General features: G+C 65.3%; 28 protein-coding genes. 12 read left to right on the top strand and 16 right to left on the bottom strand.

Annotated elements, in window-relative coordinates:
• Nucleotides 1–29 precede the first annotated feature (29 nt).
• Nucleotides 30–512 carry a MarR family winged helix-turn-helix transcriptional regulator gene (locus MUU55_RS14040; RefSeq protein ID WP_244761356.1) on the bottom strand — a complete coding sequence of 161 codons (483 nt, stop codon included), beginning with the start codon at nucleotides 510–512 and terminating at the stop codon, nucleotides 30–32.
• A gap of 83 nt (nucleotides 513–595) precedes the next feature.
• Between MUU55_RS14040 and MUU55_RS14045 the strand changes: the two genes are divergently transcribed.
• Nucleotides 596–1,498, top strand: a complete 903-nt coding sequence (locus tag MUU55_RS14045) for an EamA family transporter (protein ID WP_244761357.1) — start codon at nucleotides 596–598, stop codon at nucleotides 1,496–1,498.
• On the opposite strand, the gene MUU55_RS14050 is transcribed toward MUU55_RS14045, so the two are convergent.
• The 6 genes from MUU55_RS14050 to MUU55_RS14075 all read right to left on the bottom strand — a co-directional run bounded on the left by MUU55_RS14050 (nucleotide 1,458) and on the right by MUU55_RS14075 (nucleotide 6,743).
• A complete protein-coding gene (locus MUU55_RS14050) occupies nucleotides 1,458–2,246 on the bottom strand; it encodes a pyrroline-5-carboxylate reductase family protein (protein ID WP_244761358.1) in 789 nt (262 codons plus the stop codon). The genes MUU55_RS14045 and MUU55_RS14050 overlap by 41 nt on opposite strands.
• Nucleotides 2,243–3,508: an aminopeptidase gene (locus MUU55_RS14055; RefSeq protein ID WP_244761359.1), complete on the bottom strand. Its 1,266-nt coding sequence runs from the start codon at nucleotides 3,506–3,508 to the stop codon at nucleotides 2,243–2,245. The genes MUU55_RS14050 and MUU55_RS14055 overlap by 4 nt, the downstream gene beginning before the upstream one ends.
• Nucleotides 3,509–3,576: 68 nt before the next feature.
• Nucleotides 3,577–4,050 (bottom strand): Cys-tRNA(Pro) deacylase, encoded by a 474-nt coding sequence (gene ybaK, locus MUU55_RS14060; protein ID WP_244761360.1) that lies wholly within the window; start codon nucleotides 4,048–4,050, stop codon nucleotides 3,577–3,579.
• 85 nt (nucleotides 4,051–4,135) lie between these two features.
• Nucleotides 4,136–5,341: a 3-oxoadipyl-CoA thiolase gene (pcaF, locus tag MUU55_RS14065; RefSeq protein WP_244761361.1), complete on the bottom strand. Its 1,206-nt coding sequence runs from the start codon at nucleotides 5,339–5,341 to the stop codon at nucleotides 4,136–4,138.
• An 8-nt stretch (nucleotides 5,342–5,349) separates the two neighbouring features.
• The gene (locus tag MUU55_RS14070; protein ID WP_244761362.1) at nucleotides 5,350–6,039 is read right to left on the bottom strand and encodes a CoA transferase subunit B; all 690 of its coding nucleotides are present in this window, start codon (nucleotides 6,037–6,039) and stop codon (nucleotides 5,350–5,352) included.
• Nucleotides 6,036–6,743 (bottom strand): 3-oxoacid CoA-transferase subunit A, encoded by a 708-nt coding sequence (locus MUU55_RS14075; protein ID WP_244761363.1) that lies wholly within the window; start codon nucleotides 6,741–6,743, stop codon nucleotides 6,036–6,038. The genes MUU55_RS14070 and MUU55_RS14075 overlap by 4 nt, the downstream gene beginning before the upstream one ends.
• A 258-nt stretch (nucleotides 6,744–7,001) precedes the next feature.
• Between MUU55_RS14075 and MUU55_RS14080 the strand changes: the two genes are divergently transcribed.
• Nucleotides 7,002–7,757 (top strand): IclR family transcriptional regulator, encoded by a 756-nt coding sequence (locus tag MUU55_RS14080; protein WP_244761364.1) that lies wholly within the window; start codon nucleotides 7,002–7,004, stop codon nucleotides 7,755–7,757.
• Between the two features lie 55 nt (nucleotides 7,758–7,812).
• Nucleotides 7,813–8,463 (top strand): sulfite oxidase-like oxidoreductase, encoded by a 651-nt coding sequence (locus MUU55_RS14085; protein WP_244761365.1) that lies wholly within the window; start codon nucleotides 7,813–7,815, stop codon nucleotides 8,461–8,463.
• Here MUU55_RS14085 and MUU55_RS14090 read toward each other — a convergent pair.
• Complete coding sequence (locus MUU55_RS14090; RefSeq protein ID WP_244761366.1) at nucleotides 8,448–9,332, bottom strand: helix-turn-helix domain-containing protein; 885 nt, start codon at nucleotides 9,330–9,332, stop codon at nucleotides 8,448–8,450. The genes MUU55_RS14085 and MUU55_RS14090 overlap by 16 nt on opposite strands.
• 111 nt (nucleotides 9,333–9,443) lie before the next feature.
• Here MUU55_RS14090 and pobA point away from each other — a divergent pair, with 111 nt between their 5' ends.
• On the top strand, nucleotides 9,444–10,616 hold the full coding sequence (pobA, locus tag MUU55_RS14095) for a 4-hydroxybenzoate 3-monooxygenase (protein WP_244761367.1): 1,173 nt from the start codon (nucleotides 9,444–9,446) through the stop codon (nucleotides 10,614–10,616).
• On the opposite strand, the gene MUU55_RS14100 is transcribed toward pobA, so the two are convergent.
• Nucleotides 10,610–11,341: a 3-keto-5-aminohexanoate cleavage protein gene (locus tag MUU55_RS14100; RefSeq protein ID WP_244761368.1), complete on the bottom strand. Its 732-nt coding sequence runs from the start codon at nucleotides 11,339–11,341 to the stop codon at nucleotides 10,610–10,612. The genes pobA and MUU55_RS14100 overlap by 7 nt on opposite strands.
• A 66-nt stretch (nucleotides 11,342–11,407) precedes the next feature.
• The gene (gene pcaQ / locus MUU55_RS14105) at nucleotides 11,408–12,331 is read right to left on the bottom strand and encodes a pca operon transcription factor PcaQ (protein WP_244761565.1); all 924 of its coding nucleotides are present in this window, start codon (nucleotides 12,329–12,331) and stop codon (nucleotides 11,408–11,410) included.
• Nucleotides 12,332–12,426: 95 nt separating this feature from the next.
• Between pcaQ and pcaD the strand changes: the two genes are divergently transcribed.
• The 6 genes from pcaD (at nucleotide 12,427) to MUU55_RS14135 (ending at nucleotide 16,735) form a co-directional block, all read left to right on the top strand.
• Complete coding sequence (gene pcaD, locus MUU55_RS14110) at nucleotides 12,427–13,239, top strand: 3-oxoadipate enol-lactonase (protein ID WP_244761369.1); 813 nt, start codon at nucleotides 12,427–12,429, stop codon at nucleotides 13,237–13,239.
• Nucleotides 13,232–13,630 carry a 4-carboxymuconolactone decarboxylase gene (gene pcaC, locus MUU55_RS14115; RefSeq protein WP_244761370.1) on the top strand — a complete coding sequence of 133 codons (399 nt, stop codon included), beginning with the start codon at nucleotides 13,232–13,234 and terminating at the stop codon, nucleotides 13,628–13,630. Before pcaD ends, pcaC begins: the two co-directional genes overlap by 8 nt.
• 7 nt (nucleotides 13,631–13,637) lie before the next feature.
• A complete protein-coding gene (gene pcaH / locus MUU55_RS14120; RefSeq protein ID WP_244761371.1) occupies nucleotides 13,638–14,387 on the top strand; it encodes a protocatechuate 3,4-dioxygenase subunit beta in 750 nt (249 codons plus the stop codon).
• The gene (pcaG, locus tag MUU55_RS14125) at nucleotides 14,387–15,001 is read left to right on the top strand and encodes a protocatechuate 3,4-dioxygenase subunit alpha (RefSeq protein WP_244761372.1); all 615 of its coding nucleotides are present in this window, start codon (nucleotides 14,387–14,389) and stop codon (nucleotides 14,999–15,001) included. Before pcaH ends, pcaG begins: the two co-directional genes overlap by 1 nt.
• A 394-nt stretch (nucleotides 15,002–15,395) precedes the next feature.
• A complete protein-coding gene (locus MUU55_RS14130; protein ID WP_244761373.1) occupies nucleotides 15,396–16,451 on the top strand; it encodes a 3-carboxy-cis,cis-muconate cycloisomerase in 1,056 nt (351 codons plus the stop codon).
• Nucleotides 16,452–16,558: 107 nt separating this feature from the next.
• Nucleotides 16,559–16,735, top strand: coding sequence for a hypothetical protein (locus MUU55_RS14135; protein WP_244761374.1), 177 nt, complete (start codon nucleotides 16,559–16,561; stop codon nucleotides 16,733–16,735).
• 57 nt (nucleotides 16,736–16,792) lie between these two features.
• Here the strand turns inward: MUU55_RS14135 and MUU55_RS14140 are convergent, their stop codons facing one another.
• Both MUU55_RS14140 and MUU55_RS14145 read right to left on the bottom strand, forming a co-directional pair.
• Nucleotides 16,793–17,314, bottom strand: coding sequence for a GNAT family N-acetyltransferase (locus MUU55_RS14140; protein ID WP_244761375.1), 522 nt, complete (start codon nucleotides 17,312–17,314; stop codon nucleotides 16,793–16,795).
• A 7-nt stretch (nucleotides 17,315–17,321) separates the two neighbouring features.
• Nucleotides 17,322–17,900, bottom strand: a complete 579-nt coding sequence (locus MUU55_RS14145; RefSeq protein WP_244761566.1) for a helix-turn-helix domain-containing protein — start codon at nucleotides 17,898–17,900, stop codon at nucleotides 17,322–17,324.
• A gap of 143 nt (nucleotides 17,901–18,043) precedes the next feature.
• Between MUU55_RS14145 and MUU55_RS14150 the strand changes: the two genes are divergently transcribed.
• Nucleotides 18,044–19,294, top strand: coding sequence for an MFS transporter (locus MUU55_RS14150; RefSeq protein WP_244761376.1), 1,251 nt, complete (start codon nucleotides 18,044–18,046; stop codon nucleotides 19,292–19,294).
• A gap of 61 nt (nucleotides 19,295–19,355) precedes the next feature.
• A complete protein-coding gene (gene lepA, locus MUU55_RS14155) occupies nucleotides 19,356–21,188 on the top strand; it encodes a translation elongation factor 4 (RefSeq protein ID WP_244761377.1) in 1,833 nt (610 codons plus the stop codon).
• 56 nt (nucleotides 21,189–21,244) lie between these two features.
• Here the strand turns inward: lepA and MUU55_RS14160 are convergent, their stop codons facing one another.
• The 4 genes from MUU55_RS14160 to MUU55_RS14175 all read right to left on the bottom strand — a co-directional run bounded on the left by MUU55_RS14160 (nucleotide 21,245) and on the right by MUU55_RS14175 (nucleotide 24,579).
• The gene (locus MUU55_RS14160; protein ID WP_244761378.1) at nucleotides 21,245–21,472 is read right to left on the bottom strand and encodes a hypothetical protein; all 228 of its coding nucleotides are present in this window, start codon (nucleotides 21,470–21,472) and stop codon (nucleotides 21,245–21,247) included.
• A 95-nt stretch (nucleotides 21,473–21,567) separates the two neighbouring features.
• Nucleotides 21,568–22,314 (bottom strand): F0F1 ATP synthase subunit A, encoded by a 747-nt coding sequence (locus MUU55_RS14165; protein ID WP_244761379.1) that lies wholly within the window; start codon nucleotides 22,312–22,314, stop codon nucleotides 21,568–21,570.
• A 235-nt stretch (nucleotides 22,315–22,549) separates the two neighbouring features.
• Entirely contained in the window at nucleotides 22,550–23,161 is a 612-nt protein-coding gene (locus MUU55_RS14170; RefSeq protein WP_244761380.1) for a class I SAM-dependent methyltransferase, read from the bottom strand.
• Nucleotides 23,162–23,856: 695 nt separating this feature from the next.
• A complete protein-coding gene (locus MUU55_RS14175) occupies nucleotides 23,857–24,579 on the bottom strand; it encodes a pyridoxamine 5'-phosphate oxidase family protein (RefSeq protein ID WP_244761381.1) in 723 nt (240 codons plus the stop codon).
• Between the last annotated feature and the right edge of the window lie 28 nt (nucleotides 24,580–24,607).

The following is a 24,607-nucleotide window of genomic DNA, read 5'->3' on the forward strand; positions in this document are numbered from 1 at the left end:
AACCGCTCGGCACTTTTGCTGCGATTGCTTTACTCAAACGCACCGAGAAACTTGCGCAGCAGGCCATCGAGCGCCGCGCGCTCCTGCGCGTCGAGGCCGTCAAGCAGCTTATGCTGGTTCTCGACATGGTCCGTCACCGCCGCATCGACCAGCGCCAGCCCCTTCGGCGTCAGCGCGATGATCACGCCGCGCCGGTCGTCCGGGTTGTTTTCGCGTTCGATGAGACCTGCCTTTTCCAGCTGGTCGAGCCGGTTGGTCATGGTGCCCGACGACACCATGGTCGTGGCGATGAGGTCGCCGGGTGACAGCCGATAGGGCGGTCCGGAGCGACGCAGCGTCGCCAGCACGTCGAAACTCGCCGAATTGAGCCCGTGCGCCGAAAGCGCCTTCTCGACTTCGCGCGCTAGGTGTGTGCGCAGCCGCGCGATGCGGCCGAGAAGACCCATCGGCTCGACATCGAGGTCGGGCCGTTCGCGGTTCCATTGGGCAAGAATTCTGTCGACATGATCCATGGCAGGACTAAAGACGTCAAATATCTTGACGTCAAGATAAATTCATATATCTTGACGTCAAGATTCTTTGTATGGAGATACTTATGTCTCGCAATTCCGACATCCTGCTGACCGCAACCGCGCCCGCCATCTGGGGCAGCACTTATTTCGTGACGACCGAGTTTCTGCCGGCCGGGTACCCGCTCACCGTCGCCATGCTGCGCGCCCTGCCGGCCGGCCTCATCCTGATGCTTCTCGTTCGCCAGTTGCCGAAGGGCATCTGGTGGCCGCGCACGGTCCTGCTCGGCGCACTGAACTTCTCATTCTTCTGGGCCATGCTCTTCGTTTCCGCCTATCGCCTGCCCGGCGGCGTTGCCGCCACCGTCGGCGCCATCCAGCCGCTGATCGTTCTCGGCCTTTCGCGCGCCGTCATAGGCACGTCCGTGCGGCCGCTCTCCGTGCTCGCGGGCCTTGCCGGCATCGGTGGTGTGGCGCTTCTCGTGCTGACGCCGGCCGCCCACCTCGATCCGATCGGCATCGCCGCCGGTCTCGCCGGCGCGGTCTCCATGGCGTTCGGCACGGTTCTGTCGCGCCACTGGCAGCCGCCCGTGCCGCCGCTCACCTTCACCGCCTGGCAGCTGACGGCCGGCGGCCTGCTGCTGGTGCCCGTCGCGCTGTTCTTCGAGCCCGCCTTGCCGGTTCCCTCCGCGCAGAACCTGCTCGGCTTTGTCTATCTCGGCGGCATCGGCGCGGCGGCCACCTATATCGTCTGGTTCCGCGGCCTGTCGCGGCTCGATCCGGCGACCGTCTCGCCACTCGGCTTCCTGAGCCCGCTCGTTGCCGTCATCGTGGGATGGGCGTTGCTTTCACAGGATCTCAGCCCCCTGCAGGGCATCGGCATGGTGGTGATTCTCGCAAGCGTGTGGCTCAGCCAATGGGCACAATCCGCCCCGGCGGCGACATCGGTCAAGCGTCGCGCTGCAACGCCTTTCGCTGCGCGGCCGTAAGCCCCTTGAAGACGGCATGGGCAAGGTCGGCCTCGACCATGGCGGAGAGGCCGGCGGCGGTGGTGCCGCGATAGTCCATGAACAGATCGACGATATCGGCGGGTGTCTCGGTCAGGCTCGCCATCTGCGTGGCGGCCCCCAGGAAGAGCTGGCGCACGGCGATATCGGCCATGTCGGGATCGATGCCGGACTCGATGGCATGGCGGATCATCGCATCCGCCATCAGCGCCGGAAAGGCCGCTCCCGAGCCCGTCAGCGCCGTGAAATAATCAAGCTCCTGCTCGTCGCTGATGACATGCGCACGACCGGAAGCCTCGAAGAACCGCCGTGTAAAATCCAGATCGGACCTGCGAACATCCTGCGTCGCAAACCAAGGCGTGAAGGAAAGGCGCTGTTCGGCGCAGGCATTCGGCATCGCCCGCACGATGCGTTGCGCGCCGAAGCGTTCAGTGATCTCCTCCACCGTCACCCCCGCCATGACGGAGATCACGAAACGACCACGGAGGTCCAGGTCGAGCTCCTCGATGTCGGCCGGGCGGATGGAAAGGAGGATGACGTCGGACGCATCGACCAGGATCGAATTGTCCGTCGTCATATGCACACCCGGCCAGGCTTCGAAACCCGAAATGTTGCCGGAGCGCGAGGACAGCACGAGATCTGCCGGCTTGACGATGCGGTCTATCAGGACCGGCCGGAGCAAAGCCCCCGCCAGCCATCCACCCCCACCGATCACGCCGAGATGGGTCATGCTCGCTCGCCGGCCCACTCGCCGCCACGCATGACGGCAACGCGGCTTCCGTCGTCGCGGATACCGTCGATATCCACCTTGTCGGAACCGATCATCCAGTCGATGTGAATCAGGCTTTCATTGCCGCCCTGCGCGCGGATCTGTTCCGGCGAAAGGTTCGCGCCATCCAGGAAGCACTTCGAATAGCACTGGCCGAGCGCGATGTGGCAGGAGGCGTTTTCGTCGAACAGCGTGTTGTAGAACAGGATGCCGCTCGCCGAGATCGGCGATGAATGCGGCACCAGCGCCACTTCGCCGAGCCGGCGCGCGCCCTCGTCGGTATCCAGCACCTTGTTCAGCACCGCCTCGCCCCTGGACGCCTTCGCCTCGACGATCCGGCCGCCTTCGAAGCGCACCTGGATATCGTCGATCAGCGTGCCCTGATGCGACAGCGGCTTGGTCGAGGAAACGTGGCCTTCGACGCGCAGCGCATGCGGCGTCGTGAACACTTCCTCCGTCGGAATGTTCGGATTGCAGGTGATGCCGTTCTTGGCGGTCGACGCGCCGCCATGCCATTCGTGGCCGTCGGCGAGGCCAACCGTCAGATCGGTGCCCGGACCCTTGAAGTGAAGCGCTGCGAAGCGCTCGCCGTTCAGCCAGGCCGAACGCTTGGCAAGGCCGGCATTGTGCGCGGCCCAGGCCCCGACGGGATCGGCGACATCGACGCGCGAGGCGGCGAAGATCGCGTTGGCGAGCTTTTCGACCGCCACATCTTCGGGGTCGTTCGGGAACACCTGTTTGGCCCAGGACGGGTTCGGATAGGAGACGATATTCCAGTTGATGTCGAAATTGGCGATCTTCTCCAACGCCGGCTTGTAGGCCATGGAATTGGCCTTGTTGGCGCGGGCGACCTTGGCCGGGTCCTCGTTGGCGAGCAGCATCGGGTTGTCGCCGGCGATCGCGAGGCGCGCCGCGCCATTGGCATAGGCCTTGGCCATGCCCTCGTAGAGCCAGTCCGAGGCGCGGTCGAAGCTTTCGTCCGGCGCATTGTGGTAACGGGCGAGCGTCGCCTCCTCATCGGCATAGAAGGTGCTGACGAGACCTGCACCCGCCTTGTAGGCATGTTTGGTGATGAGGCGAGCGAGCGGCAGGGCGGCAATCGGCGCCGTCATCACGAGGTCCTGCCCCTTCTGAAGCTGCAGGCCGACACGCACGGCGACCTCGGCGAGCTTGTCGAGTTTTGCGGGATCGACGGCGGCAGCGGAATTAGCGGGATATGTCATGGCAGGCCTGTCTTTCTGAAATCGATGAATGAAACTTAGTGTGCTCAAGGCCGAATGAGAAGGCGCAATCAGGCGATGACGGAAGCGGAAATCGCCTTCAGCGCCGACAGGACATCGCGCGGCGCCAGCCGCACCTGCAAACCGCGCTGGCCGCCGTTCATATAGACCGCCTCATGCGCCAGCGCGGCCTCTTCAATGGCGGTCGGCACCTGTTTCTTCTGCCCGAACGGACTGATGCCGCCGACGACGAAACCGGTCAGCCGCTCGGCATCGGCGGGCTTCATCATGTTGGCCGATTTGCCCTTGAAGGCGCCGGCGAGCTTTTTCATGCTGACCTCGCAATCCGAGGGCACGATCACGCAGACCGGCTTGCCATCCACCTCCGCCATCAAAGTCTTCAAAACGCGCGCCGGATCCTCCCCAAGCGCCTCGGCGGCCTGGATGCCGACGCGGTCGGCGGTCGGGTCATAGTCGTAGGTGTGGACGGTGAAGGAAACGCCGGCCTTGGCAAGGGCCTGGGTGGCGCGGGTGGTCTTGGACATGAGCGGGCCGTCATCGAAACGAGAATATCGGACCGCATGGGTGCGAAATGCCGGACGGCTTGTCAACCGCCCGGACAGAGTGTCCTCAGACCCGTTCCAGCGCCACGGCAATGCCCTGCCCGACGCCGATGCACATGGTCGAGAGCGAGCGTTTGCCGCCGGTGAGCTGCAATTCCAGCGCAGCCGTCCCGGTGATGCGCGCACCGGACATGCCGAGCGGATGGCCGAGCGCGATGGCGCCGCCGTTCGGGTTCACCTGCGCGGCATCGTCGGCAATGCCGAGTTCGCGCAGCGTGGCGAGGCCCTGCGAGGCGAAGGCTTCGTTGAGCTCGATCACATCGAAATCATCCGGCTTGAGGCCGAGCCGGGCGCAAAGCCGCTGCGTGGCATAGACCGGGCCGATGCCCATGATGCGCGGCGGCACACCGGCCGTAGCGCCGCCGAGAATGCGGGCGATCGGCGTCAGGCCATACTTCTTCACCGCCGCTTCGGAGGCGATGATCAGCGCGGCCGCGCCGTCATTGACACCCGAGGCATTGCCCGCCGTCACCGTGCCGCCCTCCTTCCTGAAGGGCGTGCCGAGCTTGGCGAGCGCTTCCATGGTCGTCGCGCGCGGATGTTCGTCCTTGTCGACCACGACCGGATCGCCCTTGCGCTGCGCAATGGTGACGGGCGTGATCTCCCTGGCCAGACGGCCATTCGCCTGAGCCGCAGCCGCCTTTGCCTGCGAGCGCAGGGCGAAGGCATCCTGATCCTCGCGGGAGACCTTGAAGTCTTCGGCAACGTTCTCTCCGGTTTCCGGCATGGAATCCACGCCGTACTGTTTCTTCATCAGGGGATTGATGAAGCGCCAGCCGATGGTCGTGTCGTGGATTTCCGCGCTCCGCGAAAAGGCCGTTTCCGCCTTGGGCATGACGAAAGGCGCACGGCTCATGCTCTCGACACCGCCGGCGATCATCAGTTCCGCCTCCCCGGCCTTGATGGCGCGGGCAGCGGCGATGACAGCGTCCATGCCCGAGCCGCAGAGCCGGTTGATCGTCGTGCCGGAGACGGCGACGGGCAGGCCTGCAAGCAAGGAGGACATGCGCGCGACATTGCGATTGTCCTCGCCGGCCTGGTTGGCGCAGCCATAGATGACGTCGTCGACCGCCTCCCAGTCGATGCCGGTGTTCCTGGCCATCAGCGCTTTGAGCGGGATGGCACCGAGATCGTCGGCGCGCACGGACGAGAGCGAGCCGCCGAAACGGCCGATGGGCGTGCGGATATAGTCGCAGATATAGGCGTCAGACATGTTTTTCCTCAGAGTTCCGGCACGACGAGGTCGGTGATGGGGCCGTCGAGATGGAGTTTCGCGCCCGTCATAGCCTGCAATTCCTCGAGCGTCATGCCCGCCCGTTTCTCGCGCAGCACGAAGCGGCCACCGGCAACATCGATCACGGCATGGCTGGTATAGATGCGGGTGATACAGCCGACGCCGGTCAGCGGAAAGCTGCAGCGCTCGACGAGCTTCGGTTCGCCGTTCTTGGTGACATGTTCAGTGATGACGACCACCGACTTTGCGCCATGCACCAGATCCATCGCCCCGCCGACCGCCGGCACGCCCTTGGAACCGACGCGCCAATTGGCGAGATCACCATTCTCCGCCACCTGATAGGCACCGAGGATCGCCACATCGAGATGGCCGCCGCGCACCATGGCAAAACTATCGGCATGGTGGAAGAAGGCCGAACCCGGCTTCAGCGTCACCGCTTTCTTGCCGGCATTGATCAGATCCCAGTCCTCTTCACCAGGCGGCGGCGCCTCGCCGAAATCCAAAATACCGTTTTCCGTATGGAAGATCGCCTCGCGCCCCTCGGGCTGATAGCGCGCCACCATCTCGGGAAAGCCGATGCCGAGGTTCACATAGGCCCCGTCGGCAATGTCCTGTGCCGCGCGCCAGGCGATCTGGGCGTTGGAGAGTTTGATGTCGTCTCGTGTATCGATGCTCATGCGTAGGCCACTCCTGCGCGGATCAGCGCTTCTTCCTGGCCGGGATCGGCGACCTCGATGATCTGGTCGACGAAAATGCCCGGCGTGACGACCTGTTCGGGATCGATTCCACCCGGCGATACCAGCCGGGAGACCTGCACGATGGTCTTGCCCGCCGCCATGCACATCAGCGGGCTGAAATTGCGGGCGGCCTTGTTGTAGGTGAGATTGCCGTGCGTATCCCCCACATGCGCCTTGATCAGCGCGAAATCCGCCTTCAGCCAGCGTTCCTGCACATACATGCGGCCATCGAATTCCGCGACCGGCTTGCCCTCGGCGAGTTCCGTGCCGAAACCCGTCGGCGTGTAGAAGGCGGGAATGCCCGCGCCGCCGGCGCGGATGCGCTCGGCCAGCGTGCCCTGCGGCACCAGTTCCAGCGCGATTTTCCCGGCGAGATAGTTTTCGGTGAAGGCGCGCGGATCGGAGGAGCGCGGGAAGGAGCAGATCATTTTCCGGATCCGCCCCGCATCGATCATCGCCGCGATGCCGACGCGCCCGTTGCCGGCATTGTTGTTGATGACGGTGAGGTCCCTCACCCCCGTGTCGATCAGCGCGTGGATCAGCTCGATCGGCGCGCCGGAGCCGCCGAAACCACCGATCATCACCGTCGCCCCGTTGCCGATCCCCGATACCGCTTCCGCCAGACTTGAGATGCTCTTGTCCATGCCAATCTCCCGATGTCGGCAAGAGAGGTAGATCCGAAGGGGAAAAGCGGCAATCCATTTTGTGCGTTATTTGACTTTTGTTCAATATACGCACAAAATGGATTGATATGCCGGCATGTACTACCCTCTCCTCCGTCATGCTCGGGCTTGACCCGAGCATCCACCCGCCGTGGGTGCCGCGTGGATCCTCGGCGCAAGGCCGAGGAAGACGTCGAGAGGAGGAAAGCGCCCCGGCACCCATTCGGAGACGAAACAACCATGCGGGAAACGGACTTCATCGGCGGCTTCGCCAAGGGCCTCCGGGTCATCGAGGCCTTCGGCGAAACGAAGCCGCGCCTCACCATCACGGATATCGCGCGAGAAACCGGCCTAGACCGGGCGACGGCGCGGCGCTGCCTGTTGACGCTCGCCGAACTCGGCTACGCCGCCTATGACGGAAAATTCTTCGAGCTGACGCCGAAAATCCTGCGGCTCGGCCATGCCTATCTTTCGGCGACCCCGCTGCCGCGGCTCGTCCAGCCGTTTCTCGACCAGCTTTCCGAAACGGTCGGCCAGAGCGCGTCCGCCTCGGTGCTCGATGGCGCCGATATCGTCTACATCGCCCGCGCCGCGCAGAAACGCGTCATGTCGATCAGCCTGATGGCCGGCTCGCGCCTGCCGGCCTATTGCGCCTCCATGGGCCGCGTGCTGCTCGCAGCCCTGCCCGAGGCCGAGGCCCGCTCCATCATCGAAGCCTCCGACCGCAAGGCCAACACACCCTTCACCAAGACCGAGCCCGACGCGCTGCTGGAGGAACTCTCGACGGTCCGCAGACAGGGTTTCGCCCTGATCGACCAGGAGCTGGAGATCGGCCTGCGCTCCATCGCCGTCCCCTTGGAAAACGCCCGCGGCCGCACTGTGGCCGCGCTCAATATCGGCGCGCCCGCCGCCCATGCCGCCGCGGAAGAGATGGTCGAGCGCTATCTCCCGGCGATGCGCGCGGTGCAGGTGGCGCTCCGGCCCTTGCTCGCCTGATCTTGACAGACCGCAGGCGCGGCCCCCACCTTTTGCACTGCAACAGGAGGCCGCCATGTGCGACGACGAGAGCAAGCTCACCCGCACCAAGCGCCAATGGGCAGATCAGGGCAAGTTTCTGACTGGCCGCATCACCCGGCCGGAGACCGATCGCCTGCCGCCCGGCCAGCATCTGGTGACGAACTGGCCCGTGCTCGATCTCGGCCAGCAGCCCATCATCCGCCCGGAGAGCTGGCGGCTCGATGTAAAGGGTGGGGCGGAAAACCCTGTTTCCTTCAGCTGGACGGACTTTCTCGCCTTGCCGCAAAGCCAGAAACTGTCCGACATCCATTGCGTGACGACCTGGTCGCGTTATGACAATCGCTGGGAAGGCGTTTCGACCCGCGACCTGCTCGACGTCGTCGTGCCGCGGGCGGAGGCGAATTTCGTGATGCTGACAAGCTATGACGGCTACACGACCAACCTGCCGCTGGCCGATTTCGCCGTGGAGGACGCCATTCTCGCCACCCATTGGGAAGGCAGGCCGATCTCCGCCGAGCATGGCGGGCCGATGCGCCTCGTCGTGCCGCATCTCTATTTCTGGAAAAGCGCCAAGTGGCTGACGCGCATCGATTTTCTGCCCGGCGACCAGGCCGGCTTCTGGGAGCGCAACGGCTATCACATGCGCGGCGATCCCTGGGCCGAAGAGCGCTATTCCGACGACTGAGCCGCCAGCCGCGCCCGCTCCGTCAGCCGGAAGGCGCGCGGCGTGGCGCCCGTCGCCCGCAGGAAGGAGCGGGAAAAATAGGCCGCATCGGCAAAGCCGAGGGCAAGGCCGATCTCCTGCGCCGACGCCTCGGTGAAGACCAGCGCGCGTTTCGCCTCGTCGATCCGTTTTCGCGCGATATAGGCATGCGCCGTCAGCCCCGTCGCCGCCTTGACGGCGCGGTTGAGATGGGTTGGCGAAATGCCGATTTCCCGCGCATAGAACCGCGCCGGCTTCTGGCTGCGGAAATGCTGCTGGATCAGGCTATTGAGGTGCTCCATGCGCCGCGCCGCGTCACCCGGCCCTGCCAGTGGATTGGCCCGGCTCCAAAGCCGCGCCGCAAGCGTCAGCACCGAAACCAGATAGGCCTCCATCAGGTCCGTGCGGCCGCTCTCGCGCCCCACCCATTCGCCGGCCAGCCGCTCCAGCGCCGCCAGCACGAAGCCGCCATCCGGATCGCCGGCTTCGAGCGGCATCACGCGCGGCGCGGCGGCAAACCGCCCGACCTCGCCGGAAAGACGCAGATGCGAGGCGAGCATCGTGAAGACATGGCCATCGACATCGCGTGAAAAGCGGAAGCCGTGGCCGACCGTCGGCGGCACAGTGACGATGGCCGGCGGCGTCAGCGCCACCGTCTCGGCGCCGAAGCGCGCATCGCCCGATCCGGCGGAAATGTACAGGACCTGGAAAAAGCTCTCGTGCCGGTGCAGGCCGATCTCGTAGCGGTGCAGGCTGCTGCGTGACGGGATCGTCTCGCAATGCAGCCAGAAATCCGGCGCAGTGCCCGCCCTTTCGCCATAGAGGTCGTAGGTCGGAACGGTTTTCGCCATGTCGCCGCCTCCCGATGGCAATGTTCGTTTTGTACAAGCGACAGCACGATCCGTCCATTGCGCAATCCCGCCCGCTTTCGGAAACTTGCGAAATGTCAGGGAGAGGGCAGCATGCGCGTTCAGGTCGTCATCATCGGCTCGGGTCCGTCGGGCCTGCTGCTTGGCCAGCTCCTGGGCAAAGCGGGCATCGACACCGTCATCCTCGACCGTTCCAGCCGCGCCCATATCCTGTCGCGGGTGCGGGCCGGCGTGCTGGAGGAAGGCACGGTTCATCTGGCGGACGCCGCCGGGGTCGGCGCGCGCCTCAAGGCGGAAGGCCTGCCGCATGACGGCTTTTCGCTCGCCTTCGACGGCCGCGACCACCGCATCGACCTGCTTGACCTCACCCAGGGAAAACGCGTCATGGTCTATGGCCAGACCGAGCTGACGCGCGACCTGATCGAGGCGCGCGAAGCCGAAAGCCGGCTAATGATCTACGAGGCCACCAACGTGATGCCGCAGGGTTTCGACAGTGGAACGCCCCATGTCACCTACGAAAAGGATGGCGTGACGCATCGCATCGACTGCGATTTCATCGCCGGTTGCGACGGTTTTCACGGCGCCAGCCGCAAGGCCGTGCCGGACGATGCGATCCGCACCTTCGAGAAGGTCTATCCTTTCGGCTGGCTCGGCATTCTCGCCGAGGTGCCGCCGGTCGATCACGAGCTGATCTATGCCAACCATCCGCGCGGCTTCGCGCTCTGCTCCATGCGCTCGCTCACCCGCAGCCGCTACTACATCCAGTGCGCGCTGGACGAGCAGATCGAGGCCTGGTCCGACGACCGCTTCTGGGACGAGCTCCGACGCCGCCTGCCCGCCCATCATGCCGAGGCGATGGTGACGGGGCCGAGTTTCGAAAAGTCCATCGCGCCGCTGCGCTCCTTCGTCGCCGAGCCCATGCGTTTCGGCCGACTGTTCCTCGTCGGCGACGCCGCCCATATCGTGCCGCCGACCGGCGCCAAGGGCCTGAATCTGGCGGCAAGCGACGTGCATTACCTCGCAAGCGGCCTCATCGAGCATTACGAGGATCGCTCGAATGCCGGCATCGACGGCTATTCGCACAAGGCGCTCGCCCGCGTGTGGAAGGCCGTGCGCTTTTCCTGGTGGATGACGAGCATGCTGCACCGCTTTCCCGGCACCGGCGCCTTCGACCAGAAGATCCAGGAAGCCGAGCTCGACTACCTCACCCATTCCCGCGCCGCCGAGACGGTGCTGGCGGAAAATTATGTCGGCCTGCCCTATTGAGCGGCGGCCTGTCGGTAGATTTCCACCGCCGCCCGCACCAGCGCCGCATTGTCCTCCGCCACCGTTCCATCCGGCAACAACCGGCCATCCTCGAGGCCGACGCGCGTCGACCATCGCCGGCCCGCCGCCATCCGGGCAAAGTGCCAGACCGTCTCGTCCATGCCATGCAGCTGGACCGGCCGGCGCAGGCCGGCCTTGTCGAGAACCGCATGAATGCCCTCCACAACCGCCGTCGCCTCGCCGAAATCCTGCTCACCGATCTCGATGAGGATGCGGAGCGGCGGCCGGTCGAGCAGGAGGCCGACAAGGCGCTCCGCATCGGCAACGGAGGCAAGCCCCGCCTCGATGCCCACGCCGCGCGCCGAAAGCGCCTGCATGACAGCGGGCGCGGCCGGCTCCGACAGGTTGACCGAGGCATAGTCCGGCAGCGCGCGCCAGGCGGCGATGGCCGCAAGCGTGCGCGGATCGCTCTTCTCGATCCAGTCCCCGGTGGACACGCCAACCAGCGTTCCCGGCACCGCTTCGCGCACCAGCCGCATGGTTTCGTCCATCACCTCGCGTGCCAGGCTCTCGCGTCCATCCGGGCCGCGCGTATGAAGATGGATTTCACCGGCACCTGCCAAGATGCAAGCACGGCAATCGGCCGCCATCGCTTCCGGCGTCAATGGCAATGCCGGGTGGAAAGCCGCGTCACGCGCGCCGTTGATGCAGGCCTGTACGATCATGCAGCACCCTCCTCGTGCGATTGGGACCGCGAGGCTGACACGCCGCGCCGCGCCATGCAACCGCCGTCAGGCCCGCGGCGCCACCGCACCCGCCACCTCGCGGATCGTCTGCATGAGAAGGGCGAGCGGCAAGGAGGGAGTGACCTCCGCCCGCATGGTGAGGCCGACGGCGCCCTTCGTCTCGCTCGTATCGATCGGCAGCACCGAAAGCACACCCTCCGCGATATCGCCCGCCACCACACCCTCGGAAATGATCCAGACCGCATCGCTGTCGCGCACGAAGGCGCGGCCGAAGGCGTCGGAGACGGTCTCAATCGGGTTCGCCACATCGGCAATGCCGTTGGCGATCAGGAAGCGCTCGACGAAGGGCCGGATGATCGAACCCTGCGTCGGCATCAGCACCGGATAGGCATCGAGCCCGGCAAAACCCGCCCCGCTGGACAGCAGCGGGTGCCCGGCACGCACGCAAAACACCACCTTCTCCGAATAAAGATGCTCGAAGGAAAAGCCGGTCATCTGCTCCGGCGCCGCAAGCCGCCCGACGACGAGATCGAGATCGCCGAGACGCAACTGCTCCAGCAGCACCGCATTCTCGCCCGTGACGATCTTGATCCGCGCCCCGGTCTCTTCCGCCAGAAAGAGCCGCATCGCCCTGGGCATGATGCGCGTCGAGACGGTGGGCAGCGCGCCGATGCGCACCGGGGGTGCTTCGCCCGCCCGCGCCTGCGAGACCGAATCGAGCCCGTGCCGCAGCGCCGCAAGCGCCGCACCGGCATGGCGCAGAAACACCTCGCCCATGCGGGTGATGCGGATGCCGCGCCCGTCGCGCTCGAAGACGGGAACGCCGAGAACCTCTTCCAGCTCGCGGATGGTCTTCGTCACCGCCGGCTGGCTGACATGGAGCAGTCCGGCCGCCTTCATCACGCTCTTCTGGCGCGCCACCTCGACAAAGGTCTGGAGATGGCGGACCTTGATGCGGCTGTCGATCACGCTTTCCATAACCCATCCGTTATCAGATCGGCCGAAAATATCATTTTACCGAACCGGATTGAATGATCAATCTGCGGCAACGGGAGGAGACAGACGTGCAATTCGCAACCGTCAACGACGTGATCCTGCATCACCAGCTGATCGGCGGGCCGGCCGGCAAGCCGGTCATCGTCTTCGTCAATTCGCTCGGCACCGATTTCCGCATCTGGCGCGACGTCGTGGTGCGCCTTGCCGGCGATTTCCCGATCATCACCTATGACAAGCGCGGCCACGGCCTCTCCGATCTCGGCCAGGTGCCCTATTCGATCGACGACCATGTGCTCGACCTCGCCGGCCTGCTCGACCGGCTGAACGTCCGCGACGCCATCATCTGCGGCCTCTCCGTCGGCGGCATGATCGCCCAGGGGCTGGAAGCCAAGCGCCCGGATCTGGTCAAGGGCCTCGTCCTCTGCGACACCGCCCACAAGATCGGCACGGCCGAGATGTGGAACGCCCGCATCGAAAGCGTCGAGACGAAGGGCATCGAAAGCCTCGCCGACGGCATTCTGGAGCGCTGGTTCACGCCGGCCTTCCGCCGCCCTGAGAACGCCGCCTATCACGGCTACCGCACCATGCTGACGCGCCAGTCCGCCGTCGGCTACGCCGCCACCTGTGCGGCGCTGCGCGATGCCGACCTCACGGAATCCACGAAGCGCATCGCCGTGCCGACACTCTGCGTCGTCGGCGATCAGGACGGCTCCACGCCGCCGGATGTCGTGCTCTCCATGGCCAAACTCATCCACGGCGCGCGCTACGAGGTCATCAAGGATGCCGGCCACATTCCCTGCGTCGAACAACCGGAAATGCTGACCGAGATGATCCGCGCCTTCATCGACACCATCCCCGCCGGAGGAAAGCTGCATGCCTGAACCGCACTCCGAGCGCTACCGGCAGGGCATGGCGACGCGCCGGACCGTGCTGGGCGATGTCCATGTCGACCGCGCCAGTGCCGCCGCCACGCCCTTCGACCAGCCCTTCCAGGAACTGATCACCGAAAGCGCCTGGGGCACCGTCTGGTCGCGCCCCGGCTGGACGAAGCGCGAGCGTTCCATGGTGACGATCGCACTGCTCGCGGCGCTGGGCCATGACGAGGAGGTGGCGATGCATGTGCGCGCTACCGCCAATACCGGTGCGACCCGCGAGGACATCGCCGAGGCGCTGCTGCATGTGGCCATCTATGCCGGCGTGCCCGCCGCCAACCGGGCGATCCGCGTGGCCAAGCAGGTCTTTGCGGATATGGATGCGGAACAAGCGGCCTGAGGCGATGATGAGCGACAGACCTAACCGAAAACCCGAAACCGGCGCCTTCTTCGCGCGCGACCGCGTGTGGCACCCGCCGGGCCTCACCCCCGGCTACAAGACCTCCGTGCTGCGCTCGCCGCAGAAGGCACTTCTGTCACTCGACGGCACGCTCTCGGAAATCACCGGCCCGGTCTTCGGCCATTCCATTCTGGGCGAACGCGACAACGACCTGATCCACAATTTCGCAAAACCGGGCGAAAGCGCCATCGGCGAGCGCATCATCGTGCATGGCCGGGTGCTCGACGAGCGGGCACGCCCCGTCCCCGGCGCGCTCCTCGAATTCTGGCAGGCCAATGCCGGCGGGCGCTATCGCCACAAGAAGGAAAGTTATCTCGCGCCGCTCGATCCGAATTTCGGCGGCTGCGGCCGCACGATTACCGATCAAGACGGCTGTTACGCCTTCCGCACCGTCAAGCCCGGCCCCTATCCCTGGCCGAACGGCGTCAACGACTGGCGCCCGGCGCATATCCATTTCTCCGTTTTCGGCCACGGCTTTGCCCAGCGGCTGATCACGCAGATGTATTTCGAGGGCGACCCGATGATCTGGAAGTGTCCCATCGTGCAGACAATCCCCGACAGGGCAGCCGTCGAACAGCTCGTCGCTGCGCTCGACTGGGGTAACACGATCCCGATGGATGCGCGCGCCTACAAGTTCGACATCGTGCTGCGCGGCCGCCGCTCGACTTTGTTCGAAAACCGCATGGAGGGCAATTGATGGTCCAATCCCTCGGCTACCTCAAGGAAAGCCCCTCGCAGACCGCCGGCCCCTATGTGCATATCGGCCTGACGCCCAACCATGCCGATATCCGCGGCGTCTACGACACTGATCTCGGCGCCGTCATGGTCAATGATAAAACGCTCGGCCGGCGCATCACCATCACCGGCCGCGTGCTCGACGGCACCGGCACGCCGCTGAAGGACGCGCTTCTCGAAATCTGGCAGGCCGACGCCGCCGGCCTCTACAACAGCCCGTCCGAACTGCGCGGCAGCGCCGATCCCAACTTCACCGGCTGGGGCCGCTGCGCCACCGATGGTGTGACCGGCGAATACCGTTTCGACACGATCAAACCCGGCCGCGTCCCCTTCCGCGACGGCCGCCCGATGGCCCCCCACATTTCCGTCTGGATCGTCGCCCGCGGCATCAATCTCGGCCTCAACACCCGCCTCTATTTCGCCGACGAGGAAGCCGCCAACGCCGAAGACCCCGTGCTCGCACGCATCGAACACCGCGTGCGCGTGCCGACGCTGATCGCCGCGGGTGAAGGCGATCACTATCGCTTCGACATTCATCTGCAGGGTGAGCGGGAGACGGTGTTTTTCGATATATAAGGCGGCGCGTGACAGTCGAATCTCGCGAGCGCCCTGCTCGTGGCGTGGATCCTTGGGTCAAGCCCGAGGATGACGGAGAGGAGGAGAGGGCGCGCGCATATTGACGCCGCGGCTTCGGGCCGGTTGAGGAGCGCACGGCGTTCCCGCCTGCGTTGCCCACTGGCGAAGGTGCAGCGGTATCGCAACCGAGCCGCATATAAAGCCGTTAGAGAAGACATCCACCATCCCCTCCTCGTCATCCTCGGGCTTGACCCGAGGATCCACGCCACGGGCAGGGCGCTCGCGATAAACATTTGCCACCTCCGCTCAAAAGGTCAGACCTCGCCTTCCTCGCATCAAGACTTGACCCCACGCCCCACCCGGCACACGCTAACCTCCCCAAAAGAGGTACTCCATGACCGTCGCGCCCTTCGACCATCCCTACCTCTCCGGCCTCGTCGGCGACGAAGAGGTGGCGTCGTTCTTTTCCGCTGCGGCGGAGCTTGAGGCCATGCTGGCCTTCGAGGTGGCACTGGCGAAGGCGGAGGCCGTGGCGGGGGTTATTCCGGCCGATGCGGCCCCTGCCATCGCGCGCGCGGCGCATCGTTTTTCGCCTGATGTCGCGAGCCTGCGTACCGCGACGGCGCGCGATGGCGTCGTCGTGCCGGATCTCGTTCGGCAATTGCGGGCCGCCGTTGGCGAGCCGCATGCAAGACACCTGCATTTCGGCGCGACCAGCCAGGATGTCATCGACAGCGGCCTGATGCTGCGCCTGTCGCGCGTCCTGCCTCTTCTGGAGGAGCGGCTGGACGGATTGATCGGCGGGCTGGCCGCCCTCGCCGCGACGTTTGGCACGCACAGCCTGATGGGGCGCACGCGCATGCAGCCGGCCATTCCCATCACCGTGGCCGACCGCCTCGACAGCTGGCGCCAGCCGCTGGAGCGTGTTGCCGAGCGGCTGGAGATTTTTGCGCTGGAGGGGCTTGCCGTGCAGTTCGGCGGGGCGGCGGGCACGCTGGAGAAGCTTGGCGACAAGGCAGCGGCCGTGCGCGCCGCGCTGGCCGATGAACTCGGCCTCGTCGACACGCCGCAATGGCACAGCCAGCGTGACCGGATCGGCGAGCTTGCCGGCTTGCTCGCCGCCATCACCGGCAGCCTCGGCAAGATCGGGCAGGATATCGTGCTGATGGCGGATCGCGGTGGCGAGATCATGCTTACCGGCGGCGGCGGCTCCTCCGCCATGCCGCACAAGCAGAACCCGGTCGCCGCCGAAGCGCTGGTGACACTTGCCCGCTTCAACGCCGCCCAGCTCGGCGGCATCGCCCAGGCGGCGGTGCATGAACAGGAGCGCTCGGGCGCGGCCTGGACGCTCGAATGGCTGATCCTGCCGCAGATGGTGGTCGCCTGCGGCGCGGCCCTCAGGCTCGGCGGCGAACTTTTTGCCGCCATCCGCCAGATCGGGACGGAATAGATAGTATTGGGCCTGTTCCATGCGGAACAGCGCGCGGCGGAGGATCGTGGAAAAGTCTGATCACACCGGATGAGAGAGGCTCATCCCACAGAGATCGGGAGATCACCATGCGCAAGATCATCGTTTCCGCCACCATCGCCCTCGTCGCCGCCGTGTCCTTCGCCGCACCCTCGCAGGCCGGCTACTACGGCTACGGCCACAAGCCGCACTGCTTCATCAAGAAGATCAAATCCTACGACTATTACGGCAACCTGGTGATCAAGAAGATCAAGGTCTGCAAGTAATCCAGCCTGCCGCTGACCTCCCAGAAGACCCGGATGCCCCCTGCATCCGGGTTTTTGTCATACGCCGATGCGCTTGTAGAAGAAGGTCGTCGCGCAGAAGCGTCCGTCCGGATAGAGCGCATAGTCGGGAATGACGCCCGCCCGCTGCCAGCCCAGCCGCTCATAGACGGTTTCCGCCGGGCTGCCGGTCGCGGTGTCGAGCACCAGCATGGTCTTGCCGCGCCTGATAGCTTCGGCTTCCGCCGCCGTCATCAGGGCGCGCGCCACGCCCCGGCCGCGTTCGCTTTCCATGACGAGCAGTTTCTTCACATCCGCCCGGTGCGGCTGGTTCGGCATCTGGCTGATGCCGATCTGCACCGTGCCGACGATGCGGCCCTCCCGCTCAGCGGCAAACAGCAGCGTCGCCTGCGCGCCGACCGCCGCTGCCACGCCCTGCCAGAACGTCACGGCATCTTCAGGCCCATAGGGCGCCATAAAGCCGACGGAGGCGCCGCCGATCACGCAATCGGCCAGCACTTCGGACAATTCGCCGATACGCGCCTGCGCTTCGGCATGGTCGAGCAGTCTGATATCGCTCATCGGGTCCTCAGGCTCTGCCGCGGTCCAGCACCACGGCATAATGCGCCGGCCCATCGCCGGGGTTTTCGAAGACATGGCCCTCGGTGATGCTCATATAGAGGCAATCGCCGGGGTTAAGATCATGCACGGTTCCGGCAATCGTCATGCGCAGCCGGCCGGAAAACAGCCAGACATGCTGCGTCATGCCGGCCTTCGCCGTCTCCGGCGGATAGGCGATGCGCGCACCGGCGGGAAACTCGACATCGATCACCTCGACGCGCGCGGCCGTGTTGGCGGCCGAGACGGCGCGGCGCTGGTAGCCGGTTTCCGGATCGCGCCAGACGGTCTGCGTCTCCCGCCGCGACAGCGGATCGCCCGCCGCGCCGGAAAAGGCGAAGAAGGCCGACAGCGTCAGGTCGAGTGCGGCGCAGAGCCGCGAGAGCAGCTGCGCCGTCGGGCTCGCCTCGCCGCGCTCGATCCGTGAGATCATCGCCCGGCTGACGCCCGAGGCGCCGGCCAGGTCGTCCAGTGTTTGGTTGCGGGCCATGCGCAGCTGCCGCAGCCGTTCGCCGATGGCGCTTTCCAAGGGGTCGCTTTCATTTTCCATTATCATGGAATAAATCTCCCGCATAATGGAGTCAATCGGCATGACCTCATCCCAAAATAATTCTCCGCCATGCCGCTCCGGCGACAATGCGACATCGGCCTGACCGGATATGGTGGCCGCACGAGAATCGGAGGGAGCGGCACATGACGGAGGAAACACAGCGGGCATCGTCGCTCTTTTCCATCACCGCCATCGTCGTCTCGATGACCTTCGTCGCCATCGGCAATGGCATCATGCTCGCCTATGTGCCCTATGTGCTGTCGCGTGCCGACGCGCCCTCCTGGACGCCCGGTGCCGCCGTCACGGCGATCGCCTTCGGCGGCCTGCTCGGCTGCATCCTGGCCGGCCCGGTCATCCGCCGCGTCGGCCATGCGCGGGCATTTTCCTGCTCCATGGCGCTCGTTCTCATCGCCGCCTTCCTCGTGGCGCTCGGCGTCAATCCGATCCTCTGGGTTCTGGCCCGCGGCATCTATGGTACGGCGGGCAATGCCAATTTCATCATCGCCCAGAGCTGGCTGAACCACGCCGCCGACAACCGCTGGCGCGGCAAGGCCATGTCGTTCTTCTACATGGCCTATGTGCTGGGGCTCGGCGTCGGCGCCTGGTTGTTCGGCCAGATGCCGGCGGATGGCAACCTCGCGCCGCTCGTCACCATCTTCGTCACCACGCTCGCCATCCTGCCGATCGGCCTGACCCGGCTTCCCACCCCGCCGGCGCCGGCCAGCGTCAGCGTCGATTTCGCCATGGCCTGGCGCAATTCGCCCGTCGCCCTCATCGGCGTGCTCGCCGCCGGCGGCCTCTCCATGGTGGTGCAGGGCTTTACGCCGATCTATGCCGCCACCAACAATGTCGGCCAGAAGGACGTCGCACTCCTGATGTTCGTCATGCAGTTCGGCCTGCTCTTCGTGCAATATCCGCTCGGCACGCTGTCGGACCGCATTGACCGGCGCGTCGTGCTGATCTTCACCTGCCTGCTGATCACGGGTGCCGCCATCGCGGCGCTCTTCGTCTCCTTCCAGGCGCTGCTGATCCTCATGCTGGTCTTCGCGCTCTGGGCGGGGGCGACCGAAAGCGTCTATTCCATCGCCAACGCCCATGCCAATGACCGCACGGATCCGGAGGATTTCGTGCCACTCGCCTCGACGCTGCTCGTCGCCTGGTCGACGGCCGCAACGCTCGTGCCGCTTGCCGTGACCGCGCTGACGCCGACCTTCGGCCCCAAGACCTTCATCTATGCCGCCATGGCCGTCGCGGTCCTCTATGCCGCCTTCGTGGCCCACCGTCTGCGCCTTCGCGAGACCGTGCCGCCCGAGGCGCGCGAGACCTTCGAGATCAGAAGCGCCCAGGTGCCGAATGCCGGCGCGCTGGTCGAGGGCGAAAAAGCCCCGGAATAGCGGCGCTTCCCGTCCCGAAACCCTTCATTTACCGCTTTGCGGGAATCTCCCTCGCTGCTATATGGCGCGCATGAGCACCAATTCTTCGACGCCCCTCGACCATATCCGCAACTTCTCGATCGTGGCCCATATCGACCACGGCAAGTCGACGCTCGCCGACCGGTTGATCCAGTCGACCGGCGGCCTTGCCGCGCGAGAAATGTCGGAACAGGTTCTCGACAACATGGAAATCGAGAAGGAGCGCGGCATCACCATCAAGGCGCAGACCGTGCGCCTGCATTATGTCGCCAACAATGGCGAGACCTACGTTCTCAACCTCATCGACACGCCTGGCCACGTCGACTTCGCCTATGAAGTCTCGCGCTCGCTTTCGGCCTGCGAGGGGTCGCTGCTGGTGGTGGATGCGTCGCAGGGCGTCGAAGCCCAGACGCTCGCCAACGTCTATCAGGCGATAGACAACAACCACGAGCTCGTCACCGTGCTCAACAAGATCGACCTGCCGGCCGCCGAGCCCGACCGCATCCGCGAGCAGATCGAGGAGGTCATCGGCATCGATGCATCGCAGGCCGTGCTGATTTCGGCAAAGACCGGCCTTGGCATTCCCGACGTGCTGGAAGCCATCGTCCACCAGCTGCCCGCGCCGAAGAGCGAGGGCGGCGAGACCGCGCCGCTGAAGGCGCTGCTCGTCGATTCGTGGTACGATACCTATCTCGGCGTAATCGTGCTCGTGCGTATTCTCGATGGCATGCTGAAAAAGGGCCAGACCATCCGCATGATGGGCACGGATGCGAAATACCAGGTGGAACGCGTCGGCGTCATCACGCCGAAGATGGTCAATGTCGAAGCGCTCGGTCCGGGCGAGATCGGCTTCATTACCGCCTCCATCAAGGAAGTGGCCGATACCCGCGTCGGCGATACCATCACCGAGGACAAGCGCCCGACCGCCAACATGCTGCCGGGCTTCAAGCCTGCCCAGCCGGTGGTCTTCTGCGGCCTGTTTCCGGTCGATGCCGCCGATTTCGAGGACCTGCGTGCCGCCATGGGCAAGCTGCGCCTCAACGACGCCTCGTTCTCGTTCGAAATGGAATCGTCCGCCGCGCTCGGCTTCGGTTTCCGCTGCGGTTTCCTCGGGCTCTTGCATCTTGAAATCGTTCAGGAACGCCTCGAGCGCGAATTCGATCTCGACCTGATCGCGACCGCGCCGTCGGTCGTCTACAAGCTGTTCATGAACGACGGCACCGAGCGCGAGCTGCACAATCCGGCCGACATGCCCGACGTCGTGAGGATCAAGGAAATCCACGAGCCGTGGATCCGCGCCACCATCCTGACGCCTGACGACTATCTCGGCGGCATCCTCAAACTTTGCCAAGATCGCCGCGGTATCCAGGTGGAACTCACCTATGTCGGCACCCGTGCGATGCTGACCTACGACCTGCCGCTCAACGAAGTCGTCTTCGATTTCTACGACCGGCTGAAGTCGATTTCCAAAGGCTATGCCTCGTTCGACTACCAGATCACCAACCATCAGGAAGGCCATCTGGTGAAGATGTCGATCCTCGTCAACGGCGAGCCGGTCGATGCGCTCTCGATGATGGTGCACCGCATGGCCGCTGAAAAGCGTGGCCGCGACATGTGCGAGAAGCTTAAGGAGCTGATCCCCAAGCACATGTTCAAGATCCCGATCCAGGCCGCCATCGGCGGCAACGTCATCGCCCGCGAGACCATTTCGGCGCTGCGCAAGGACGTGACGGCCAAATGCTACGGCGGCGACGCCACCCGCAAGCGCAAGCTGCTCGACAAGCAGAAGGCCGGCAAGAAGCGCATGCGTCAGTTCGGCAAGGTGGAAATCCCGCAGGAAGCCTTCATCGCCGCACTTAAGATGGGCGACGAATAAGACCGAAAAGGGAGGCGCTGCCTCCCTTTTTTGTTGCCGGGATCAATCCCGCCTGCCTAATCCCGTTTGATCGTCGCCAGGACCTCCCAGAGGTCCGCGCCCGTCTCGAAGACGGCGGCGTTGGCCCGCAAGCCGATTTCGGCCGAAACCACATCCATCATGCCAGCCGCCAGATCACCATCCCCCGACGCGCCGCCGGCAAGGGTGCGTGCGGCCCGGTCGAAGCGGGCCGTTTCCGTTGCCATGCCCTGGCGGGCCGTGTTCAGGATACCGGATAGCTGCATGCGGAGAGGCTCCGTTGATCGGCTCTCCTTCTACACGCAGCGCCTTTCGATCCCGTGAACGGAAAGCGCGCGCTTTCGTCCCGCTTCGGCACAGCTCAATGGCCGGGATGCAGGGCGTCGTTCAGATACATGCAGGTCAGCATGGTGAAGACATAGGCCTGGATGACGGCCATCAGCAGTTCCAGCGCCGTCAGCGCCACGGTCATGGCGAAGGGCAGGATGGCGCCGAGCATGCCGAGTGTGCCAAGTCCGCCCATCGACACGACGAACCCCGCAAAGACCTTCAGCGTGATGTGCCCCGCCAGCATGACGGCGAAGAGACGCACGGAATGGCTGACCGGCCGCGAGAGATAGGAAATCACCTCGATCGGCACGATGATTGGCGTCAGGATCAGCGGCACGCCATCGGGCACGAAGAGTTTCAGGAACCGGGCGCCATGGCGGAACAGGCCGTAGAGCGTGACTGTCGCAAAGACCAGCATGGCCAGCGCGAAGGTGACGATCAGGTGGCTCGTCACCGTGAAGGCATAGGGAAACATGCCGATGAGGTTGGCGACGAGGATGAACAGGAACAGCGAGAAGACCAGCGGAAAGAACCGCATGCCCTCCTCGCCCGCATTGGCGCGCAGCGTCTTCGCGACGAATTCATGGGCAAGTTCCGCGCTCGATTGCAGGCGGCCAGGCACCAGTTCGCGCCGGCGTGTGGCAAGAAGCAGGAACGTCCCGGCCGCGGCCACCGTCAGGACCATGTAGGCCGACGAATTGGTGAAGCTCAGATCAAAGCCGCCGATCTGGAAAGGAACGAGCGGCTTGATCGCGAATTGCTCGATGGGTCCGGCCATGGGGTATCCTCAAAACATCAGCCGGCGCCAACGGGCGGACGCGACAGGGCACGACGCAGCCCGCGACGGTCGCGACCTGGGGAAAACGGTGAAAGGGGTGAAGGGTTCAACGGGGCCATCCTGATCTCGCAAGCGAGAAAAGGGGCCGTCCCCGGAACGAACAAGGCGCAGGTCGTCCTGCGCGTAGGCTGTCTAGCCGCGACCTTTGACGATGGCAAGGCGCGCGGCGCGCCGATCACGCAGATGTGCGCGCGAAAACCATCCAGGTCCAGTAAACGCCAAGGTCGCGGTTGGCCGCCTGATGCGACGCCGCCGCCCGGCTGCGCAGCAGCGCGAGGCCGCAACGACCGGCCGCGTCGATCGTATGCGTATCGGAGATCGGCAAGGTCCGCCGGCCCGGCGCGCCGGGACCATGGCGAAGCGCCAGAACAAGCCGCCCCTCCGGCGCCAGCAACCCGGCCAGAACCGGCAGGGCGACGGCGCGCGACGCCGTGTCGATATGCTGCCAGACGCCGTTCAGCGTGATGAGATCGAAGGGGCCGCAGGCACGGGTTGCGTCGAGATGCGGCAGCCGGTCGTCGATCCAGACGATACCGGCAGCACCATGCCGCAGCATCCCGGCCTCGCGCAGCGCCCGCACCGGCTCGACTGCCACGACGGGGTGCCCCTTGCCGGCAAACCAGGCCGCATCCCGCCCCGTTCCCGTGCCGATATCGGCCACGCGGGCGGGCGCCTGCGGCAGCAGATCCAGCACGGGCGCATAGAGCACCTCCGGATCGAAGGCCTCATAGCGCTCGATCAGCTCCGGCGTCGCCGCCCTGGCATAACCTTCGAGAATGTCGTCCATCCGCTCCCCGTTCCTGCCGCCGAATGGTGCGTGCGCGACCACCTTTGTCAATCGCCCGGTGACGGCACGACAGGGTCGCGCGCCATGGCAAACCCTCTCCGTCATCCCCCATCGGCATCCAAATTTTCCCCACCCTCCGAACCTGTGCCTACAATCCTCCCATCCCGTCACGGATACACTGCCAGGCGTGGCAGCGAGGCGGGGTCGGCGCGGTGTGTGGGGCGAAGACGCAGAACCTCACGCACCGGGCCTGCGGAAAATGGTCTCCCTCCGGCGACATGGGGGAAGCGATGGGGTGTCGGACCGATCCCGTCGTTTCATGCCCCAGACGGCGCGCCGGATGTGCCTGTGCGGCACACAAGGGGGCTGGGACTGGCGGATGCGTCGGCATCGTCCGCCGGAGCGGTGTTTTTCCGGGAAAGGCAAACCCTTTCCGTCCGGGCCAGGCTCGATGGAGAGTCCAGCCGGATGCCAAAACCGGCCAGGACCCCGCTCCGGAAACCGGCGGCAGACATCCCCGGCCTCAGCCTTTTCAGAGAGCCCCAAGTCGCAGGCAAAAACCGCCGAACGGGGCGCCGGCAGGTGTCATTTTAACCTTTTCAGATGCGGCACCACCGGCGCCCCGTCCGAAATGCTCTTTGAACCCACGGGCGGACAATCCGCCGCGTGGACCCAAGCCTATGGAGACGGCCGCCTCAGGCCTCCTCGTAGATCCGCTGCCCTTCGAGAAGCGCTGCATCGAGCCGGCCACCCTCGGGGAAGAGCGACAGCGTTTCTGGCCTGCCGACGCCGTCCACCAACCGGTGACAGGTCTGAACCTCGCCGAGCACCGTCGTGACGGGGATGACGCCGGCCCAGATCGGCAGGGCGAAATCTTCCTCATCGTCGCCGACGCCCTTGGCGCGGACTTTTGCGGCGGCATCGTCGATCACCATCGCGATGATCGTCGTCGCCTTGGCCTCCTGCGGCGTGATGGGACGGAGCAGCGCGCTGCGCTCGGGATAGAAGCGGTCGACCACGTCGCGCATCGCCGTAATCTTCTCGTCCGCATCCTCGACGAGTCGCGCCGTGCCGAAACACATGGCGGAGCGGTAGTTGGCCGAATGGTTGAAGCCGGAGCGAGCGAGCACGAGGCCGTCGAGATGGGCGACGGTGAGGCAGGCGGGCGTGCCGGCCTTCAGGTGGCGCAGCATGCGGCTCGCCGACGAGCCGTGCCAGTAGAGCGTGTCGCCCCGGCGCCAGAACAGGGTCGGCGTGGCATAGGGCTGGCCGTCGATGACATAGGCGACATGACAGAGCATGGCCGCATCGAGAATGGCATGGACCGCCGCGCGGTCATAGCTGCCGCGTTCATGCATGCGCTTGACGCGGTTGCGCGGGGTGACGGGATAAGCGGCGGTTTCAGTCTCGGCGGTCATGCGGGTCTTGCCTTTCAAACAGGGTGAC

It is taken from the genome of Shinella curvata (assembly GCF_022899935.1).
GTDB lineage: Bacteria > Pseudomonadota > Alphaproteobacteria > Rhizobiales > Rhizobiaceae > Shinella > Shinella curvata.

Excerpts from the sequence above, each read along its gene's own strand:
- MUU55_RS14170 (WP_244761380.1), bottom strand. The coding sequence starts at position 23,161 with ATGGACGACATTCTCGAAGGTTATGCCAGGGCGGCGACGCCGGAGCTG.
- MUU55_RS14140 (WP_244761375.1), bottom strand. The coding sequence starts at position 17,314 with ATGAGCGATATCAGACTGCTCGACCATGCCGAAGCGCAGGCGCGTATC.
- MUU55_RS14165 (WP_244761379.1), bottom strand. The coding sequence starts at position 22,314 with ATGGCCGGACCCATCGAGCAATTCGCGATCAAGCCGCTCGTTCCTTTC.
- MUU55_RS14085 (WP_244761365.1), top strand. The coding sequence starts at position 7,813 with ATGTGCGACGACGAGAGCAAGCTCACCCGCACCAAGCGCCAATGGGCA.
- MUU55_RS14130 (WP_244761373.1), top strand. The coding sequence starts at position 15,396 with ATGACCGTCGCGCCCTTCGACCATCCCTACCTCTCCGGCCTCGTCGGC.
- ybaK (WP_244761360.1), bottom strand. The coding sequence starts at position 4,050 with ATGTCCAAGACCACCCGCGCCACCCAGGCCCTTGCCAAGGCCGGCGTT.
- pobA (WP_244761367.1), top strand. The coding sequence starts at position 9,444 with ATGCGCGTTCAGGTCGTCATCATCGGCTCGGGTCCGTCGGGCCTGCTG.
- MUU55_RS14145 (WP_244761566.1), bottom strand. The coding sequence starts at position 17,900 with ATGGAAAATGAAAGCGACCCCTTGGAAAGCGCCATCGGCGAACGGCTG.
- MUU55_RS14100 (WP_244761368.1), bottom strand. The coding sequence starts at position 11,341 with ATGATCGTACAGGCCTGCATCAACGGCGCGCGTGACGCGGCTTTCCAC.
- pcaH (WP_244761371.1), top strand. The coding sequence starts at position 13,638 with ATGAGCGACAGACCTAACCGAAAACCCGAAACCGGCGCCTTCTTCGCG.
- pcaG (WP_244761372.1), top strand. The coding sequence starts at position 14,387 with ATGGTCCAATCCCTCGGCTACCTCAAGGAAAGCCCCTCGCAGACCGCC.
- MUU55_RS14050 (WP_244761358.1), bottom strand. The coding sequence starts at position 2,246 with ATGACCCATCTCGGCGTGATCGGTGGGGGTGGATGGCTGGCGGGGGCT.
- MUU55_RS14055 (WP_244761359.1), bottom strand. The coding sequence starts at position 3,508 with ATGACATATCCCGCTAATTCCGCTGCCGCCGTCGATCCCGCAAAACTC.
- MUU55_RS14040 (WP_244761356.1), bottom strand. The coding sequence starts at position 512 with ATGGATCATGTCGACAGAATTCTTGCCCAATGGAACCGCGAACGGCCC.
- lepA (WP_244761377.1), top strand. The coding sequence starts at position 19,356 with ATGGCGCGCATGAGCACCAATTCTTCGACGCCCCTCGACCATATCCGC.
- pcaF (WP_244761361.1), bottom strand. The coding sequence starts at position 5,341 with ATGTCTGACGCCTATATCTGCGACTATATCCGCACGCCCATCGGCCGT.
- MUU55_RS14080 (WP_244761364.1), top strand. The coding sequence starts at position 7,002 with ATGCGGGAAACGGACTTCATCGGCGGCTTCGCCAAGGGCCTCCGGGTC.
- MUU55_RS14075 (WP_244761363.1), bottom strand. The coding sequence starts at position 6,743 with ATGGACAAGAGCATCTCAAGTCTGGCGGAAGCGGTATCGGGGATCGGC.
- MUU55_RS14070 (WP_244761362.1), bottom strand. The coding sequence starts at position 6,039 with ATGAGCATCGATACACGAGACGACATCAAACTCTCCAACGCCCAGATC.
- MUU55_RS14160 (WP_244761378.1), bottom strand. The coding sequence starts at position 21,472 with ATGCAGCTATCCGGTATCCTGAACACGGCCCGCCAGGGCATGGCAACG.
- MUU55_RS14045 (WP_244761357.1), top strand. The coding sequence starts at position 596 with ATGTCTCGCAATTCCGACATCCTGCTGACCGCAACCGCGCCCGCCATC.
- MUU55_RS14135 (WP_244761374.1), top strand. The coding sequence starts at position 16,559 with ATGCGCAAGATCATCGTTTCCGCCACCATCGCCCTCGTCGCCGCCGTG.
- pcaC (WP_244761370.1), top strand. The coding sequence starts at position 13,232 with ATGCCTGAACCGCACTCCGAGCGCTACCGGCAGGGCATGGCGACGCGC.
- MUU55_RS14150 (WP_244761376.1), top strand. The coding sequence starts at position 18,044 with ATGACGGAGGAAACACAGCGGGCATCGTCGCTCTTTTCCATCACCGCC.
- MUU55_RS14175 (WP_244761381.1), bottom strand. The coding sequence starts at position 24,579 with ATGACCGCCGAGACTGAAACCGCCGCTTATCCCGTCACCCCGCGCAAC.
- MUU55_RS14090 (WP_244761366.1), bottom strand. The coding sequence starts at position 9,332 with ATGGCGAAAACCGTTCCGACCTACGACCTCTATGGCGAAAGGGCGGGC.